The organism is Nonomuraea sp. NPDC026600, from assembly GCF_040638335.1.
In the GTDB taxonomy this organism is placed as follows: domain Bacteria; phylum Actinomycetota; class Actinomycetes; order Streptosporangiales; family Streptosporangiaceae; genus Nonomuraea.
In genome coordinates, this window is record NZ_JBEZYD010000027.1 from 1 (window position 1) to 15,224 (window position 15,224).

The window sequence follows — 15,224 nt, forward strand, 5'->3', positions numbered from 1 at the left end:
CGCCCACGTCCTCCTCCAGGGGAGAACCGTGAAGCGCCAGGGGAATTACCTGATCGGAAACCCCTCACAGCAGGGGAATTCCGTGATCGTCGACACGACTGGAGCATCGGGCCGATCTTCGCCGGGTCGCCGCTCCAAGGCCCCATCTCGACCTGCCCGATCGCGTGGACCTGCGCCTTGCCCAAGGCCTGGCGACGCTGCTCGTCGAGCGCGCCACCGTCCGCGGACAACAGCAGCAGCGCAACCTCACTGCCGGCAGTTTGGAGCGCATTGACCACCGGAACATACGGGTTCAGGTGACCATGCTGAGTCGTGGTGAGGAGGGCGACGCGCATCAGATCTCCGATCCATCGAAAAAGACGACCAGGCCGACTCAAGATCTGGCTCTGGATGCACCACAGCAGCCACGACCGCGACACCCCCTGCCTTCAGAAACGAGTCGAGACGGTGACGCACGAACGGCAGAACTCCACCCCCGGACAGGCGAGAACGCCCGGCAGGCGAAAGGGACCGTCGACGTTCAGTTACTGCTACGAGGCTCTACGCATTCCCCACCATCGCTGAGGGGACACATCGATCGACGCTATTCGGAACAACCTCGGAAAAACCGGGTTCACCACCTGCCCTCAGGCAGTTTCGTAAAGCCTGCCGGGATGTGCAATCGATGTCAACGCCTCGCAATTGTCAGCTACCGCCACTCTGCTTGACGCAACTTCGTCAAGGACGGCTATGGGACGTCTTAAGCGACAGATGAGCGTCCCGCGACAGAGTCGGTGCCCGCTCAGTAGGCGAGACCGAGGTCACCTAATTTCCTGTCCGCGAAGCATTTGCGATACGATCAAGAACGGTTCAAGCACGGTATCAGCCATAGCCGCAGATCAACAGACCTAAGCGGCCCTGATCGCAACCGCTCTCCTAACGTGGGTGCCTTTGTCGAGTCCTATGGCAGAGCCGTGACGATCGCTGACTTCGGTAGCCGCCGTTGACTGCCGGTTGCAAACCCCTTCTTCGTCGGAGCTTGGTTAAGGTGACAGCAGCGCTGACAGCAACGTCCCCACACACGGACTCACTTCGGCCACCGTCCACCGCTCTCTGCTACCTGACCAGGGTGATTGGTCCGCCAGAAAAGCGAAGGTCAGAGCCTCCTCCTAGTGCAGCGATGGAAGCCACTGACTTCTCTGGGCTTATCCCTAGGCCGCGGTTGGGCTGTCGCCACTTGGGCGGCACAATCGCCGGCGTCGATGGGTGCCGCCGGTGCGCTGCGGGCACGAAGCCGCGTACTTGGTGCAGTCGGGCACGCAGAAAGCGGGCACTTGCCTTCTTGCCGCTTGCACGATCTCGGGCACGGCTTGGTCTGACCTCAAGGACAAGCTTAATTCGGTTAGCTCTAGAGCTTCTTTGAAAGAAGCAACGCCGGCCGCTGAGAGCGAATTCGCCGGGAGCCCAGGCCGGACGAGTTCCGGATGTCCGACGTATACTCCTCGACTTCCTCGGCCGTCACGTTGACCATAGCTGCGAGGGGTGCCAAAAGGCCGGTTGTTTCTCCGTTCTCGCCATTGCGCTTCCTGGCCGAGACTGCACGCTGGAACAGGTCCAGAAGTTCCCGAACCTGCGTTGTCTGGGCTGGGCTGGCGTTGCTTAGCTCATCGCGCAGTCCCCAGGAGACATGTAGCAGCGTGAACATGTCGACTTGGGGGTATCGCTGAGGACCGTCAGTAGGTTGAGAAACTCCGCCGAACGGTCCTGGTAGTCCTCGAAATCTGCGGAGATCTTGTCGTGACGTTCGTTGGGTTCGGTCTTTTTGTTGGACAGCCCGAATATGCAGGTGCCGAAAACCGAGGTGATCGAGTCCGGAGATGGGTACGCCGCGCGGGACATGCTCAGGCACCGCCCCTTGGATGGGGTGTCGGATGCGCACCGCCAGGCGCTGACCGACCTGGTCCTGCAAAGTGATAGTGGTCGACTACGGCGTGTCGATCAACAGCTGACCCAGCCGGGATCAGGACCAGGACAAGAAGAGTCCGGGTCGAGCCTGCCCAGCGCTCGACCTGCTCCCGCGATGCCGAAGGCGGCCCTCTCCTGGGCCGGCCTCGCGAGGCGTGCGGCGCCGCATCGCTTGCTTACTTTACCAACCGGAAGGTAAAGTATTGGCGTGGCAAGAGACGGAAAGCAACGCATCATCGACGGCGCGCTGGAACTGCTCCGGGCGCAGGGGGGTGGCTCGATCACCCTGGATGGGGCCGCCAAGCAGGTCGGGCTGACCAAGCCGGGGTTGATGTATCACTTCCCGACCAAGGAGGCGCTGATGCTGGCGGTGGTCGACCATGTCGCCGCCCGCTGGGAACATTTGCTGCTAGACCGCCTGGACAAGTCGCTGGCGGCCGCGTCGGCCACCGAGCGGATCCGTGCCTACGCGCAGGTCTCACTGACCGAACGCCACGACCAGGCCGAGTTCGCGATCTACTTCGATGCGATGTACCGCGACGCGCTCACCGACGCCTGGGTGCGGCGGTTGCAACCCTGGCTGACCCTGCCCGACGGCCTTTCGCCGGCCACCCGTGCCCGGCTCACCGTGGTTCGGCTGGCGGCCGACGGCTACTGGATCGCCGCCGCCACCGGCGTGTTCGCTCCGGCCGAGCCAGACCGGGTGCTGCTGGCAACCGTCATCGACAATCTCCTGGAAGACGAGACCGACTGATGAACAAGTGGCTGCTGCTCACCGCGGCGATCCTCCTGGAAGTCACCGCCACCCTGTCGCTGCGCGCAGCCGTGGACCACCCCGGCTGGTACGCGCTCGTCGCGGCCGGCTACCTCAGCTCCTTCGCCGTCCTGAGCCACGTGCTACGGCTCGGCATCGGCATCGGCATCGGCGTCGTCTACGGCATCTGGGCCGCCTCCGGCGTCGCCCTGACCGCCATTCTCGCCACCGTCATCTTCGGCGACCCGTTGACCGGCGTCATGGCTCTCGGCATCGGCCTGATCATCGGCGGCGTGCTCTGCGTCGAAATCGGATCCCAGGCCGCCCACGCCAAGCAGAGCGCTCACACACAAGAAGGGCACGCCTAATGGTCTGGCTCGCTCTGGTCGGCGCCATCCTGTCCGAGACGGCCGGCACCCTGGCGCTGCGCATGGCCTCGCAGCCCGGCGGCTCCAGGAAGTGGTTCATCGGTGTCGGCGCCGGCTACCTCACCGCATTCACCATGCTCACCATCACCCTCAAAGGCGGGATCGCCCTCGGCGTCGCCTACGGCATCTGGGCCGCCGCCGGCGTCGCCCTGACCGCCGTCTGCTCCCGCATCCTGTTCGGCGAACCGCTCACCAAGGTCATGATGCTGGGCATCGCCCTGATCATCGGCGGAGTGATGGCCGTCGAACTCGGCGCTCAGCACTGACAGGGCTCTGCCCCAGCCCGACGACACCCAGATATTCGATGCGGTAGTTCGACCCCGTCCGCCGCTCCCCGCCGACCGCGTCCACCGGGACCCTGGACCCGCGGCGACGGCCTGCCCGCGCCGAGATCGTGCTCGGACTGATCAGCTGGCTGGTCGCCAACGCCCTGTTCGACGGCGCCGACCTGCGGCTGGCGGACCGCGCCGACTCCACCCGCCGGTTCAATAGGCAACGGAAATTGAGTTATGCCTCGCTTGGGCCGTCTGCGGCTCGCGAGCCCGTGCCCGCGGTGAGGTCACGGGCTCGCGTCGTTCATCCGCTACTGTGCGGCGCCTACTTGGACGCTCTGGCTCAGCGCGTCCTGGAAGTGTTCGCCGCCTTCGAAGCGGGCTCGCCAATGGCCGGCCGCGGGCTCGGTGATGGCGTCGCCGAAGGCGTAGCCGGTTCCGTCCCAGTAGGCGGGGCGGGTGGACCGAGTGGCCCAGGTGGTTCCGTCGGTGGAGAATTCGATGATCGCTTGTGGGCCGGCCGGGGTGGAACTGCCGGTGAAGGCGAGATGGCCCGTCACCACGACCTCAGCCGCATCCCGTACCGCTCTGAAGTCGGAGAAGGAGGCGGGGTGGGCGACGGTGAACGCGATGGTGGTGCTGGCGTGTGCCTGGAAGGGGTCTTCGGTGGAGTAGGCGACGGTGACGGTGCCTGTGGTGTAAGGCACGAACGTCAGGCTGTAGTGACCTTGCGCGTCGGTGGTGACGGACGTGGGCGCGTCATAGGTGTTCTCGACCCGGACGGCGAGCTTGGTGTCGGGGATGGGCTGCCATCCTGCGGGGGAGCGCCATCTGGCCAGGCCGGATACGGTGATCGGGTCTCCAGCGTTGACCCTCGCCGGGGCGACGTTGGCCTTTACCTCAGTGGCTGACTCCTTGGCCTTGACGATCAGCTTGTCGGAGGTGCCCCTCATGTACCAGAGGTGGTCGTTGCTGTAGGGGTAGGTCGCGCTGAACTCAGCGCCCATTTTGAGGGTGAGCGAGTGCCGGAACCGGCCCTTGGCGTCGGTAGTGAGTTCGGCGTGGTCGAAGCCGGCGTAGCCGCCTGTCTTGTTGAGGTAGGAGATGCCGAAGGAGATGGGGAAGCCTTGCCCCAGCGGTTTGCGCTCCCCACTGCCGGGCCAGATGCCAAAGACGCGGCCTTTGACGGTGACGTAGCGGTGGGTGTAGTCGACGGTGGGGCGGCTGGGCGTGAGTGGGTCGAAGACGGTCTTCACCATGTAGATGAGCTGGCCGGTACGTTCGGCGGTGACGTGGGTGCCTTCGGTGTCGGTGGCTTCGACGTCGATGCGGTAGGTGCCGAGTTCGGTGAGCTGGACGCGGGTGCGGGTGGTCCAGATGCCGCTGGTGGAGGTGCCTGAGGTGAGGGCGAAGTCGTCGATGGTGGCCAGTTCCCCGCCGGTGGCGGAGATGACATGAGCCTTGAGTGTGGCGATCGGCCGGTCGGAAGTGGCGGACACGCGGATCTTGCCGAGGTCGCCATCGTCGCTGCCGGACCAGTTGATCGTGATCGCGCCCAGAGATCGGGCTGTCGCGGGTTGTGGACCGGCGATGAGCGTCAGGCCGACAAGGATGCCGGCCAAAGCCGCGATGATACGTCGCACGTTGTTTCTCCCCGTGGTGTGATTGGCCCCCTTGCCGGTGATATTGAAGCTTTTAGACGTTATCGGCAAGAGAGAATTTTGTTGATATTGAGGTGCAAGGGCAGTTTCGTACGCGACGCCGTCTAACGCGATTGTGCTTCACCAGTCGGCAACGGCCTCCTGAACAGGTGAAAGGCCGCGGATGGTGGTCTGCCCGCCGTCGAGTTCGACAGCAGATCAGCGGACCGGTCGTTGCATTATCGGGACCGACGGAATGCCACGACAGCGGGACGACAGCGGGACGTCATCGCGAGCGGATAAAGTGCCGTTCGGATATTGCCATATTGACGATGATTCTTTCCGCGTGCGCGAAATGGGGAAGGCGCGCATGGTTTATTCCGTGCTTTTGCAGCGCTGATCATGCTGGCTGGAGTTTTGGCGGCAGTTCCGGCTTCGGCGCAGGTGGCGAACATGGACCTGGTGGCCGCCTACGGGATGGAAGAAGGCTCGGGTGGCACGGTTCACGACGTGTGGCAACGACCATGACGGGACCGTTCGTGATCCACAGTGGGTTCCGGGCAGGATCGGCAGGGCGCTGCACATCGATCACGACGATGCCGGCCTCGATGTCGTCGTTCCCGACGCGCCCGCGCTGCGGACCTCATCGGCGATGACACTGGAGGCCTGGGCCGAACGGCACAGCATGCGCCTTCGTCTCCAAGATCCTCCAGGGACGGGATCTGTCTTTCCGTCTTGGGATGGACACCTGGCAAGTACGGGCGGGCGATGTCGTCTACGACGACTACATGGGGCTGGCCCCGGAGACGTGGATTCACCCCGCCCTGGTCTATGACGGGACGACGATTCGGGTCCTGGGAGACGGCTACGAGGGCTACTCGGTGCCCGCGGCAGGAGGCATCGACTTCGGCGGCGGCCCCTCGTGACGGCAACTACCTGCCACCGGGGCGCCCTGGTCCGCGAAGTCGTCCGACCGGACGGCACCCAAGAACGCTCATGGACCCCGCCCAACGGGCACGTCGCCCTGGAACTGCTCGCTCGGATGAACCCGGAAGACTGGCGCCCGGTGAAGGCCGTCGAAGTGTCAGGTCACCAGGGTGGCCCGGTCGAGGTCGGCTATGACTCGGCTGCCGTCGAGGGCATCGTCAAGCGCATCTCCGAGGTGAAGCAGCGTCGCCAGGCGCAGAACCCTCAAGGGCGGCCAGCGGGTGAACTGGCCGCCGGCTAACAGCAGAAACGTAGGTAGTTCTGCAGGTCGCCGAGTATGCGCGCTGTGCTCTCACGGTCGCCTCGGTAGAGCACCTCTTTGCCATCACGGCGGGAGGTGACGATGCCGCCGCGACGGAGCAGGGCGAGTTGCTGGGAGGCAGCGGACTGACTGATGTCGGCGTGTTCGGCGACCTGGTTGACCGACAGCTCGGCGCCGCGGGCGAACAGCAGCATGATCTGTTGGCGTCCGGGGTTGGCCAGCGCCTTGAGGAAGTCGTGGGTGGCCTGCGACATCTGCGGCGCGCACGCAGCAGTCACGCTGGCGCCTGCGGCCTCGCTTGGCGCGCATGACGTCGCGGGAATCGCTGGAGCGTCCGGCTGGGCGGGGGGTGTCCTGGTTTCGGTCATGCCTACTCCTCCTACCTGCCGCACCTTACTCTCACATCAAGATATTGACATATTATAAAATGACGGTACGTTCGCGGGCATGTCTCCCCATAACGACTCCGTCCTGATCGTCGGGGCCGGTCAGTCCGGTCTGGCCGCCGCGCACGCCGCCCTTGAGCACGGGCTGCGGCCTGTGCTGCTGGAAGCTTCCGACCGGGCCGCCGGATCTTGGCCGCGCTACTACGACAGCCTCGCCCTGTTCTCTCCTGTCCGCTACAGCAGCCTGCCCGGCATGCCCTTCGGCGGCGACTCCGAGCGTTACCCGCGCCGCGATGAGGTGGTCGTCTATCTGGAGCGCTATGCCGCGGCCCTGGCCGAGCGCGGTGCCGAACTGCGTACCGGCGCCCGCGTAGACACCGTCGAGACCAGCGGGGACGGGTTCACCGTGCGCCTGGACGGGGGCGAGGAACTGGCCGCCCCTGCCCTGATCGCGGCCAGCGGCTCCTTCGGCCGCCCGCACCGGCCCGCTCTGCCCGGGCTGGACACCTTCACCGGCCAGGCGCTGCACGTCGCCGACTACCGCTCGCGGGCCTCGCTGCCCGGTGAGCATGTCATCGTGGTCGGGGCGGGCAACTCGGCGGTCCAAGTCGCCCACGAACTGGCCGTCGATCGGCGGGTGACGCTGACCAGTCGGGCGCCGATCCGCTTCGTTGAGCAACGTCCGCTGGGACGGGACCTGCATTTCTGGTTCCGCGTGACCGGGTTCGACCGGCTGCCGCTGGCCCGTGCGGAGGCTCCGCCCGCTTCGCCCGTGCTCGATGACGGCCGTTACCGGCAGGCGCTGCGCGAGGGCCGCTACCGGCGCCGGGAGATGTTCACGCGCCTGGACGGCGATCGCGTGGAGTGGCACGACGGTCGGCGTGAACCCGTCGATGCGGTGCTGCTGGCCACCGGCTATCACCCGGACCTGCCGTACCTGGCCGGGCTGGGCGCACTGACGGCTGACGGCCACCCACGCCAGCGCCGGGGCCTGTCACTCACCCATGCCCGGCTGGGCTATCTGGGCCTGGAGTGGCAGCGCACCCCTTCCTCCAACACGCTGCGCGGGGTCGGTGCCGACGCTCAGCGCGTCGTGGCCGCTCTCGCCCGTCATCTGCGCGGCAACCGGGAGCACGTTCGTGCGTGAGTGGCGACGCCTTCTTCAGGCCCTCTGATTAGACAAGCCTCTAATTTGACATACCTCTAAGTCGTGGGGCATTCTACCGGCGAGCGTACTTAGACAAACTTCAAAACAGTGCGGGCCCAGGTCCGCGAGAACCGATGAGGAGATGCGCCATGAGCGGATGCTGCGGTCCCGCCGCTGTCGAACTGGAGCCCAGCGCGCAGGCCGCACGGCCTGACGAGCTGCCCATCGTGGTGATCGGCGCGGGCCCGGTCGGGCTGGCCGCCGCGGCCCACCTGGCCGAACGGAACCTCGACTACCTCGTGCTGGAGGCCGGTGAGCAGGCGGGCGCGTCGGTGGCCAAGTGGGGCCACGTGCGGGTGTTCAGTCCGTGGAAGTACAACATCGACGCAGCGGCCCGCCGCCTGCTGGAGGCCGACGGCTGGACCGCGCCAGACCCCGAATGGCTGCCCACCGGTGCCGAGCTGATCGACGACTACCTGGCGCCGCTGGCCAAGCTCATGGGCGAGCGACTCCGTACGAATGCCAAGGTGACGGCGATCAGCCGCCTCGGCTACGACCGCGTACGCACCAACGGCCGCGAGCAGGCGCCGTTCCTCATCCGCCTCGAAGGCGGCCAGGAACTGCAGGCCCGAACGGTCATTGACTCCTCCGGCACCTACACCAGCCCCAACGTGCTGGGCGCCAGCGGCCTGCCGGCCCACAGCGAGGAGAGCGTCGCCGACCTGATCGACCACGCCCTGCCCGACGTGCTGGGCACCGACCGCGACCGCTACGAGGGCAGCCGCGTCATGGTGGTCGGCGCCGGCCACTCGGCCGCCACCACCCTGCTCGCCCTCGCCCAACTCACCGACACCCCGATCACCTGGGCGATCCGGGCGGGCAACGCCGGCCGCGCCTACGGCGGCGGCGACGCAGATGCGCTGCCGGCCCGCGGCGCGCTCGGCACCCGCCTGCACGCCCTCGTCGCCTCCGGCCGCATCCAGCTCCTGACCGGCTTCTTCACCCACCGCGTGCACGCCACCGGCGACGGAGTCGAGGTGATCAGCCGCGACCCATCCGGCGCCGAGCAGTCGGTCACCGTGGACCGGATCGTCTCGGCCACCGGCTACCGTCCCGACCACTCCATCGCCTCCGAGCTGCGCCTGGATCTGGACCCGATCCTCGGCTCCACCAGAGCGTTGGCCCCGCTGATCGACCCGAACCAGCATTCCTGCGGCACCGTTCCGGCGCATGGCGTGGACGAGCTGGCCCATCCCGAGCCGGGTTACTACGCGGTCGGCGTCAAGAGCTATGGCCGCGCCCCGACCTTCCTGATGGCCACTGGCTACGAGCAGGTCCGCTCCGTCGTCGCCGCGGTGGCCGGCGACTGGGAGGCCGCCCGCGACGTCCAGCTCGACCTGCCCGAGACCGGAGTGTGCTCCTCCAACCTGGCCGAGGCCCAGGAGCAGAGGGTCGGCCTGGCCACCGGGATCAGCGGCGGTCTGCTCTCTAGCCCGCTGCCTCTGGTCACCGTCGCCTCAGACGGCGGCTGCTGCAGCTGAGAGACGATCGACATGTCGGACGGATATCCCACCGCGGCCCAGAAAGAGGCGCTGCGCCTCCAAGCGGTTGGTTACGTCTGGGTGATGGGCGCGGTCGCCACCGCTTGTGTGATCGCCGCGTTGGCCTTGGTCGCCTACCATCGCCTATAATTTCGATAGATTTCGAAGTAAGGGGTTGCCGTCATGACCGCCGTCACGAGCCAGTGCTGCGCGCCGATCGCTCGCGAGCCGCTGTCGGAGAGCGACGCCGTTGAGCTCGCGACGCTGCTCAAGGCCGTCGCCGACCCGGTACGGCTGCGCCTGCTGTCGATGATCGGCTCGCATGCGGGCGGCGAGGCGTGCGTGTGCGATCTGACGGATGCCTTCGAGTTGACCGCCCCGACCATCTCCCACCACCTGAAGGTGCTGCGCACCGCAGGGCTGATCGACGGCGAGCGGCGCGGCACCTGGGTCTACTACTGGATCGTCCCCGAGCAGGTGGCCCGGCTGGGTGAGCTGTTCACCCCGCTGGCCGAGCCGGTCACCGTGTAGGGCCGGACCGCTGCGTTGGTCGCAGGCCCAGGCCCAGGCGCTCGCCGGGTGCCGGATTCTGGCAGCGTCATCGGCCTTGGGCGGGTGAGTCGGTCACGGCGGGCCGGTCGATTCCGCTACGGCCGATCACCACCAGCGGGCGCAACGTGCACGCTGACCTGCCGATCGAGCCGCACGAGCCGCAACTGGAGCCTTATGAAATCTTCCCTGGTCAGGCGCCTCTCCAGGCGCTGCCGCCGCGCGGCGCGTCGGCGCATGGAGGGGCGGAGCGCTCCGTTCCATGGGCCCGATGAGGTGGTGGCAGGCGTCTCGACTCGGGGCAATCGATCGAGTGAACCGTCTGGGCCGGTCATCGGCTCGCCGCGGTGTGGGTGCCTGTGCGGGGCACCCACGCTTCTATCCGGGGTCGGCGTGGGTACCGGCCGGTGCGGGCAGAAGTTCGGAGGCGTTGTCGCGGCCTGCCGGCCAGAACAGGGGCTGGTCGAGGCCGGGGTAGCGGTGGTTTTGGATGAGCGCTTGGGTGGCGGGGCGGAGCAGGTGGTCCTGCAGGGCCAGCGCGCCGGCCACGTTCGCGCGGGGGAACTTGGCCGGGTTGACCACGACCGACACCATGATGCGGTGGAACATCTCATCGCCGTACAGCACAGGGCGTAAGGGGAGCGGGTTGTCCTGCTGCCAGACGAGGAACGGGGTGAGCCCCCAGAGGCTGTAGCCCCGCTGCTGGGCGGCCGCCCGCATGGCCGCTTGCGGTTGGAGTCCCGTGTCGTGGTACCAGCCGGTCTTGTCCGGTCGGCTGGCGGCGTTCCACAGGATGTCGGCGATGTAGGTCAGCCCCGGCGTGGCGGTGGCGATGAAGGGCGCACGCGCGGCGGCGATGCGGCTGAACGCCGCGACGGGATCGGTGAGCTCCGCCACGCCGGCCGGGTCGCTCGTGTGCATGATCAACGCGGTGGCGTTGAACAACACCGTCCGTGGCCATTGCCCAAGGCCCTCGGTGATGAACGCTTGGGCGTCGGTGTGCCCGAAGTGGGAGAAGACCAGGTCGGCCTCGCCGGCGCGGGCCTTGGCGTACACGTCTTCTCCGATGTAGACCTGCACGCGCCGGCCGGTTCGCGCTTCGAACGGGGCGAGCAGGCGCGGCAGGAGGCCTCCGTCCTGGACGGTGGTGACGCTGGCGAGGCGGATGGTGGTTCTGGTCGCTGCCGCCTGGCCCGGCGTCGTGCTGGTCGCCGACGCGCTCGTCGTCCACCCCGTCACGCCTGCCGTTGCCAGTGCGAGCAGGCCGCCGGCCGTCACCGCGTCCCGGCGTGATAGCTCCGGTGCGCGGTCCTGTCGGTGCGTCTCACCTTGAGCGTGCATGTCCGTCTCCTTGTCTGGTCTCGGTCACTGGCCGTTTGCGTCGTTGGGTGTCGTGCCTGGTCGCGCTGGGTGACCAGACGGCGTTGGCGTGGTCTGCCCTGCGGGAAAAAGGTGGCGATAGCGATCGAGGAACACCTCGATCCGCTCGGCCTGTCGCTGCAGATCCGTCGCGCGTTCGTGCAGGTAGGCCTCACCCGCCGGGGTCAAGCGGTAGGTGCGGCGCGGCGGTGCGTCATCACCCAGCATCCATTCCGCCGTCACCAGGTCCTCCTCCGCCAACTGGCGCAACACCCGGTACACCACCGACGCATCCTGCGCGGCCCGCCGGAAACCGAGGTCGGCCAGGTAGCCGGCCAGCACATAGCCGTGCCTCGGAGCATCGGCCAAGGCGAGCAGGACAAACGGCACCATCCCCTGTCCCGTCCCGCTCCGGTCGGTACCGCCGCGGCGTGCAGCCATGGCTCAGGCTCTTCCGTCCTTGGTGACAAAACGACCCTATTGACATATTGACCTCGACGGGTGCAAAGGCAACCCCAGCCTGGCCAGCATCTACCGGGCCCTGGCCGAGTACGACAAGCGGCGGACCTATTCCGAGGCCTTCGCGGCAGTGCACGCCGACTTCGTCGCCCTGCACGCCAGCACTCTGTTCATAGGCGAGCACCTATGAAGCGCGTCGCCGCCTGAGTTCGGGACGGTCCCCGACGACTGCAAGTCCATCGAGGTCCGTCCTCCTCCAGTCCTCTCGGCGGCGCCCCAAGTTCACTTGGCCGTGGGTGCGTTGCTGCTTGTGCTGGTCTGCTCCGTTCCGGCTGGATCGAATGCGTCGTCAACGGCGTGGGCGAGCGGCGCTTCGGCGGGCGTGCAGGGGCGGGCCTCCGCGCGGGCCAGCACGTCGCGGATGAGGGTGACCACTTCCTGAGGAGTGAACTCCATCGCGTTCTCGCCGACGGTGATCTCGAAGCTGCAGCGGGAGGGGTCGGGTCCGGATCGTACCCGTCCCCAGAGCTGGATGCCGTGCTCGGCGAGGATGGCCGCCCCGGCCTGCTCGATGGCCCGCCTGGGGGCGGGCAGGTGGATATGGAAGATCGGCGTCTGCGGAGGGTCGGGGTAGGCGCGGGCGGTGCCGTCGGCGTTGATCGCGGCGGCGATGGCGATCGCGTGGTCTCGGTAGGCGGACATGTGCGGCGCCAGGGTGTCGAGGCCGACCAGGGCGGCCAGGGCCAGCGGCCACGCGTCACGGATGCCGCCGCCGAGTCGCTGCCGCCACACCTGAGCGGCGCGTATTGTGTCGGCGTCGGCGGCGAGCACGGCGCCGCGCACGCCTTGCAGGCTCTTGTAGAGCGAGACGTACACCGAATCGAACAAGGCGGCGATCTCGTCGAAGGGCCGCCGGTAATAGGTCTGCGCCTCCCACAGCCGGGCGCCGTCCAGGTGCGCGGCGGCGCCGGAAGCCCGTACGAGCGCGACCTGCTCGCACAGGTCATCCCATTCGGGCAGCAGGCCCCCGAGGTCGCGCTGCGGTAACTCCCACACGGCCGCCGCGAGCGGCTCGCCGATCGCCGCCAGGTCCTGTGCCGTCATCAGTTCGAACAGATCCCCGGTACGGCGCAGCCGCAGACCGTGGACGGCGTTGTAGCCCTGTTCCTCCCACACGTCCAGATGCGACTGGGGGTGAGCGGCGAAGGTGCGCCGTCCGCGCCGGTCGGCATGGATGCGTAGCGCGACCTGCTGTGCCATCGTCCCACTCGGGAAGAACAGCGCGGCTTCCTTGCCGAGGAGAGCGGCCAGGCGCTGTTCGAGCACCGCGACCGGTCCATCGGGGCCGTCCGGCGGGGTGTCGTCGTCCACGAAGGCGAGCATGCGCTGCAGCACAGCGCGCGGCCCGCGCCGGATGGGCGCGTGCAGGAACAGGGACCGCCGTACAGGCGGGGTAGGGTCAGTCATGCTTTCGCTCCAATGTGAGGTAATCGCTGGGCGTGGCGGCATGCGTGCTATCTCGGCTGCCAGCGGCCGATCTTCTTGGAGATGAGGGTGGCGCCGATGCGTTCGTAGAAGCGTTGCGCGGTCACGTTGGCCTCGGCCACCTCCCAGCGGATCAGCCTGCCGTCGGCGGCTTCGGCGATGGCCCGCATCAGCTGTTCTCCTACGCCGCGGCCGCGTTCCGCGCCGGTCACGTACAGGTCGTCCAGCGCGAGGTAGTTCTCGCCGGACCAGAAACGGATCCGCTGCAGCCAGGACACGTAGCCGATGGCCAGGCCGTCCCGCTCGGCGATCAGGTAGGTGATCTCCGGGCGAGCGAGCATCCGCTTCAGGTCGTCGACGCTCACCGTGATGGCCGAGGGCTGGTCTTGGTGCTCGGCCAGCGCACGGATGAGGTCGTGCACGGTGCGGGCGTCATCGGGCGTGGCGCGACGGATCGCTGTCACGGTGGTCCTTCCAGGTGGGTCCAAGGGGTCTTTCAGACCGGTTGCCGCCTGCCGGGCGGGCGAGCCGGATGCGCCCGGCGGCTATTGGCCGGGGGTGCTGCCGGTGGGCGGGATGTGGCCCAGCCGCCGCAGCGCCAGCACCGCCGCACCGGCGGCGATGACCGCGGCGATGACGGCCGCCGTATTGAGTCCGCTGGCGAACGCCTGCCGGGCGGGGCCGAGCACTGCCGCGCCGAGTTCGCCGGGTAGGGTCTGCGCCGCGGTGACCGCGCCGTCGAGGCTGTCGAGGCTGGCGGCGGTGGTCTGCGGCGGCAGGCCGCCGGGCAGCTCACCGATGACCTGGCCGCGGTAGACGGCGGCGGCGATGCTGCCGATGATCGCGATGCCGAGGGAGATGCCCAGGTCGCTGCAGGTGGTGGCCAGTCCGGAGGCCGCGCCCGCCTTCTGCGGCGGTACCGAGCCGACGACCAGGTTGGTGGTCAGCGCCATCGAGGGGGCGACGGCCGGGTAGAGGACGATGAATCCCGCGACCAGGAGTGGAAGCCCGCCGGTGGCGCCGACCTGGGTGAGCATCAGGTAGCCGATCACCTGGACGGCGAGCCCGGCCGCGATGAGACGTCCCGGGCGGATGCGCCGGGCCAGGATGGGCGAGGCTGTCGAGACGAGCACGAGCAGCGCCGCGGCCGGCAGCACCCACAGCCCCGCCTGCAGCGGCGACAGGCCCTCCACCAGTTGCAGGTACTGGGTGATGAGCAGGTACACGCCGCCGAGCGCGGTCGCGGCGAGCAGGAACACGCCCAGGGCGCCACTGACCACACGGTGTGCGAACAGCCGCACGTCCAGCAGCGGCTCGGGCAGGCGCGTCTGGCGTACGACGAACCAGGCGCCGAACGCGAATCCGATCACGATGGCGACCACCGCCACGGCAAGGCGGCCGTCCTTGCCGAGTTCCTTGACGCCGTAGACGACCGGCAGCAGGGTGGCCAGCGACAGCAGCACGCTGACGAGGTCCACCCGGCCGGCGGCGGGATTGCGGTTGGCGGGCAGCAGCAGCGGCGCGCCGATCGCCACGATCGCCATGACGGGCACCGCGATCAGGAAGGCCGCCCGCCAGGAGAACGCCTCCAGCAGCGCCCCGCAGACCACCGGCCCCAGCCCGGTGCCCACCGAGATGGTGCCCGACCACACCCCGACCGCGACGCCGCGCTGGCGCCCATCGGTGAACGTGGCGAAGATCAGCCCCAGCGTGGCGGGCATCTGGGTGGCCGCGGCGACGCCCAGGACGGCCCGCCAGACGATCAACCAGGTGGGGTCGGAGGTGCCGGCCGCGAGCACCGAGACGACGGCGAAGACGACCGCGCCGCCGATCAGCAGCCGCCGGTGGCCGATCCGGTCGCCGAGCGTGCCCATGGTCACCAGTAGGCCGGCCATCAGGAAGCCGTAGATATCGATGATCCACAAGGTCTGTGCTGCTCGGCCGCAGCTCGGCGGCCAGTTGGGGGATGGCCAGGAACAACACGGTCAGCATCATGAACAGCAACATCGCG

General features: G+C 67.9%; 17 protein-coding genes. 8 read left to right on the forward strand and 9 right to left on the reverse strand.

Features of this window, described 5'->3' with window-relative positions:
• The coding region (locus tag AB0F17_RS43540; protein ID WP_358035792.1) for a hypothetical protein at positions 1 to 335 on the reverse strand (335 nt) is incomplete at its 3' end.
• 1,052 nt (positions 336 to 1,387) lie between these two features.
• Positions 1,388 to 1,684 (reverse strand): hypothetical protein, encoded by a 297-nt coding sequence (locus AB0F17_RS43545; protein WP_358035794.1) that lies wholly within the window; start codon positions 1,682 to 1,684, stop codon positions 1,388 to 1,390.
• 468 nt (positions 1,685 to 2,152) lie between these two features.
• Between AB0F17_RS43545 and AB0F17_RS43550 the strand changes: the two genes are divergently transcribed.
• From AB0F17_RS43550 to AB0F17_RS43560, 3 genes are read left to right on the forward strand one after another with little or no spacing between them, the layout of a single operon-like run.
• The gene (locus AB0F17_RS43550; protein WP_358035796.1) at positions 2,153 to 2,698 is read left to right on the forward strand and encodes a TetR/AcrR family transcriptional regulator; all 546 of its coding nucleotides are present in this window, start codon (positions 2,153 to 2,155) and stop codon (positions 2,696 to 2,698) included.
• Entirely contained in the window at positions 2,698 to 3,066 is a 369-nt protein-coding gene (locus tag AB0F17_RS43555) for an SMR family transporter (protein ID WP_358035798.1), read from the forward strand. The genes AB0F17_RS43550 and AB0F17_RS43555 overlap by 1 nt, the downstream gene beginning before the upstream one ends.
• Positions 3,066 to 3,392, forward strand: a complete 327-nt coding sequence (locus AB0F17_RS43560) for an SMR family transporter (RefSeq protein WP_358035799.1) — start codon at positions 3,066 to 3,068, stop codon at positions 3,390 to 3,392. Before AB0F17_RS43555 ends, AB0F17_RS43560 begins: the two co-directional genes overlap by 1 nt.
• Positions 3,393 to 3,709: 317 nt before the next feature.
• On the opposite strand, the gene AB0F17_RS43565 is transcribed toward AB0F17_RS43560, so the two are convergent.
• The gene (locus AB0F17_RS43565; protein ID WP_358035801.1) at positions 3,710 to 5,041 is read right to left on the reverse strand and encodes a hypothetical protein; all 1,332 of its coding nucleotides are present in this window, start codon (positions 5,039 to 5,041) and stop codon (positions 3,710 to 3,712) included.
• A gap of 737 nt (positions 5,042 to 5,778) precedes the next feature.
• Between AB0F17_RS43565 and AB0F17_RS43570 the strand changes: the two genes are divergently transcribed.
• Positions 5,779 to 5,964 carry a hypothetical protein gene (locus AB0F17_RS43570; protein WP_358035803.1) on the forward strand — a complete coding sequence of 62 codons (186 nt, stop codon included), beginning with the start codon at positions 5,779 to 5,781 and terminating at the stop codon, positions 5,962 to 5,964.
• Complete coding sequence (locus tag AB0F17_RS43575) at positions 5,961 to 6,266, forward strand: hypothetical protein (protein WP_358035805.1); 306 nt, start codon at positions 5,961 to 5,963, stop codon at positions 6,264 to 6,266. Before AB0F17_RS43570 ends, AB0F17_RS43575 begins: the two co-directional genes overlap by 4 nt.
• On the opposite strand, the gene AB0F17_RS43580 is transcribed toward AB0F17_RS43575, so the two are convergent.
• The gene (locus AB0F17_RS43580) at positions 6,263 to 6,655 is read right to left on the reverse strand and encodes a metalloregulator ArsR/SmtB family transcription factor (RefSeq protein WP_358035807.1); all 393 of its coding nucleotides are present in this window, start codon (positions 6,653 to 6,655) and stop codon (positions 6,263 to 6,265) included. The two genes, AB0F17_RS43575 and AB0F17_RS43580, sit on opposite strands and share 4 nt — an antisense overlap.
• Positions 6,656 to 6,734: 79 nt before the next feature.
• Here AB0F17_RS43580 and AB0F17_RS43585 point away from each other — a divergent pair, with 79 nt between their 5' ends.
• From AB0F17_RS43585 to AB0F17_RS43595, 3 genes are all read left to right on the forward strand, one after another.
• Positions 6,735 to 7,820 carry an NAD(P)/FAD-dependent oxidoreductase gene (locus AB0F17_RS43585; RefSeq protein ID WP_358035809.1) on the forward strand — a complete coding sequence of 362 codons (1,086 nt, stop codon included), beginning with the start codon at positions 6,735 to 6,737 and terminating at the stop codon, positions 7,818 to 7,820.
• Between the two features lie 149 nt (positions 7,821 to 7,969).
• Positions 7,970 to 9,361: an FAD-dependent oxidoreductase gene (locus AB0F17_RS43590; protein ID WP_358035811.1), complete on the forward strand. Its 1,392-nt coding sequence runs from the start codon at positions 7,970 to 7,972 to the stop codon at positions 9,359 to 9,361.
• Between the two features lie 183 nt (positions 9,362 to 9,544).
• A complete protein-coding gene (locus AB0F17_RS43595; protein WP_358035813.1) occupies positions 9,545 to 9,892 on the forward strand; it encodes a metalloregulator ArsR/SmtB family transcription factor in 348 nt (115 codons plus the stop codon).
• 396 nt (positions 9,893 to 10,288) lie between these two features.
• Here the strand turns inward: AB0F17_RS43595 and AB0F17_RS43600 are convergent, their stop codons facing one another.
• The 5 genes from AB0F17_RS43600 to AB0F17_RS43620 form a co-directional block, all read right to left on the reverse strand.
• Positions 10,289 to 11,251 carry a hypothetical protein gene (locus tag AB0F17_RS43600; protein WP_358035815.1) on the reverse strand — a complete coding sequence of 321 codons (963 nt, stop codon included), beginning with the start codon at positions 11,249 to 11,251 and terminating at the stop codon, positions 10,289 to 10,291.
• A gap of 24 nt (positions 11,252 to 11,275) precedes the next feature.
• Positions 11,276 to 11,662, reverse strand: coding sequence for a helix-turn-helix transcriptional regulator (locus AB0F17_RS43605; RefSeq protein WP_358035817.1), 387 nt, complete (start codon positions 11,660 to 11,662; stop codon positions 11,276 to 11,278).
• A gap of 348 nt (positions 11,663 to 12,010) precedes the next feature.
• Positions 12,011 to 13,195, reverse strand: coding sequence for a beta-eliminating lyase-related protein (locus AB0F17_RS43610; RefSeq protein WP_358035819.1), 1,185 nt, complete (start codon positions 13,193 to 13,195; stop codon positions 12,011 to 12,013).
• Between the two features lie 47 nt (positions 13,196 to 13,242).
• Positions 13,243 to 13,677 (reverse strand): GNAT family N-acetyltransferase, encoded by a 435-nt coding sequence (locus AB0F17_RS43615; protein WP_358035821.1) that lies wholly within the window; start codon positions 13,675 to 13,677, stop codon positions 13,243 to 13,245.
• A gap of 81 nt (positions 13,678 to 13,758) precedes the next feature.
• A complete protein-coding gene (locus AB0F17_RS43620) occupies positions 13,759 to 15,138 on the reverse strand; it encodes an MFS transporter (RefSeq protein ID WP_358035823.1) in 1,380 nt (459 codons plus the stop codon).
• Between the last annotated feature and the right edge of the window lie 86 nt (positions 15,139 to 15,224).

Bases quoted from the DNA above. Each gene is read 5' to 3' on its own strand.
- AB0F17_RS43545 (WP_358035794.1), bottom strand. From the start codon at position 1,684: ATGTTCACGCTGCTACATGTCTCCTGGGGACTGCGCGATGAGCTAAGC.
- AB0F17_RS43555 (WP_358035798.1), top strand. From the start codon at position 2,698: ATGAACAAGTGGCTGCTGCTCACCGCGGCGATCCTCCTGGAAGTCACC.
- AB0F17_RS43590 (WP_358035811.1), top strand. From the start codon at position 7,970: ATGAGCGGATGCTGCGGTCCCGCCGCTGTCGAACTGGAGCCCAGCGCG.
- AB0F17_RS43610 (WP_358035819.1), bottom strand. From the start codon at position 13,195: ATGACTGACCCTACCCCGCCTGTACGGCGGTCCCTGTTCCTGCACGCG.
- AB0F17_RS43580 (WP_358035807.1), bottom strand. From the start codon at position 6,655: ATGACCGAAACCAGGACACCCCCCGCCCAGCCGGACGCTCCAGCGATT.
- AB0F17_RS43600 (WP_358035815.1), bottom strand. From the start codon at position 11,251: ATGCACGCTCAAGGTGAGACGCACCGACAGGACCGCGCACCGGAGCTA.
- AB0F17_RS43605 (WP_358035817.1), bottom strand. From the start codon at position 11,662: ATGGTGCCGTTTGTCCTGCTCGCCTTGGCCGATGCTCCGAGGCACGGC.
- AB0F17_RS43595 (WP_358035813.1), top strand. From the start codon at position 9,545: ATGACCGCCGTCACGAGCCAGTGCTGCGCGCCGATCGCTCGCGAGCCG.
- AB0F17_RS43560 (WP_358035799.1), top strand. From the start codon at position 3,066: ATGGTCTGGCTCGCTCTGGTCGGCGCCATCCTGTCCGAGACGGCCGGC.
- AB0F17_RS43570 (WP_358035803.1), top strand. From the start codon at position 5,779: ATGGACACCTGGCAAGTACGGGCGGGCGATGTCGTCTACGACGACTAC.
- AB0F17_RS43585 (WP_358035809.1), top strand. From the start codon at position 6,735: ATGTCTCCCCATAACGACTCCGTCCTGATCGTCGGGGCCGGTCAGTCC.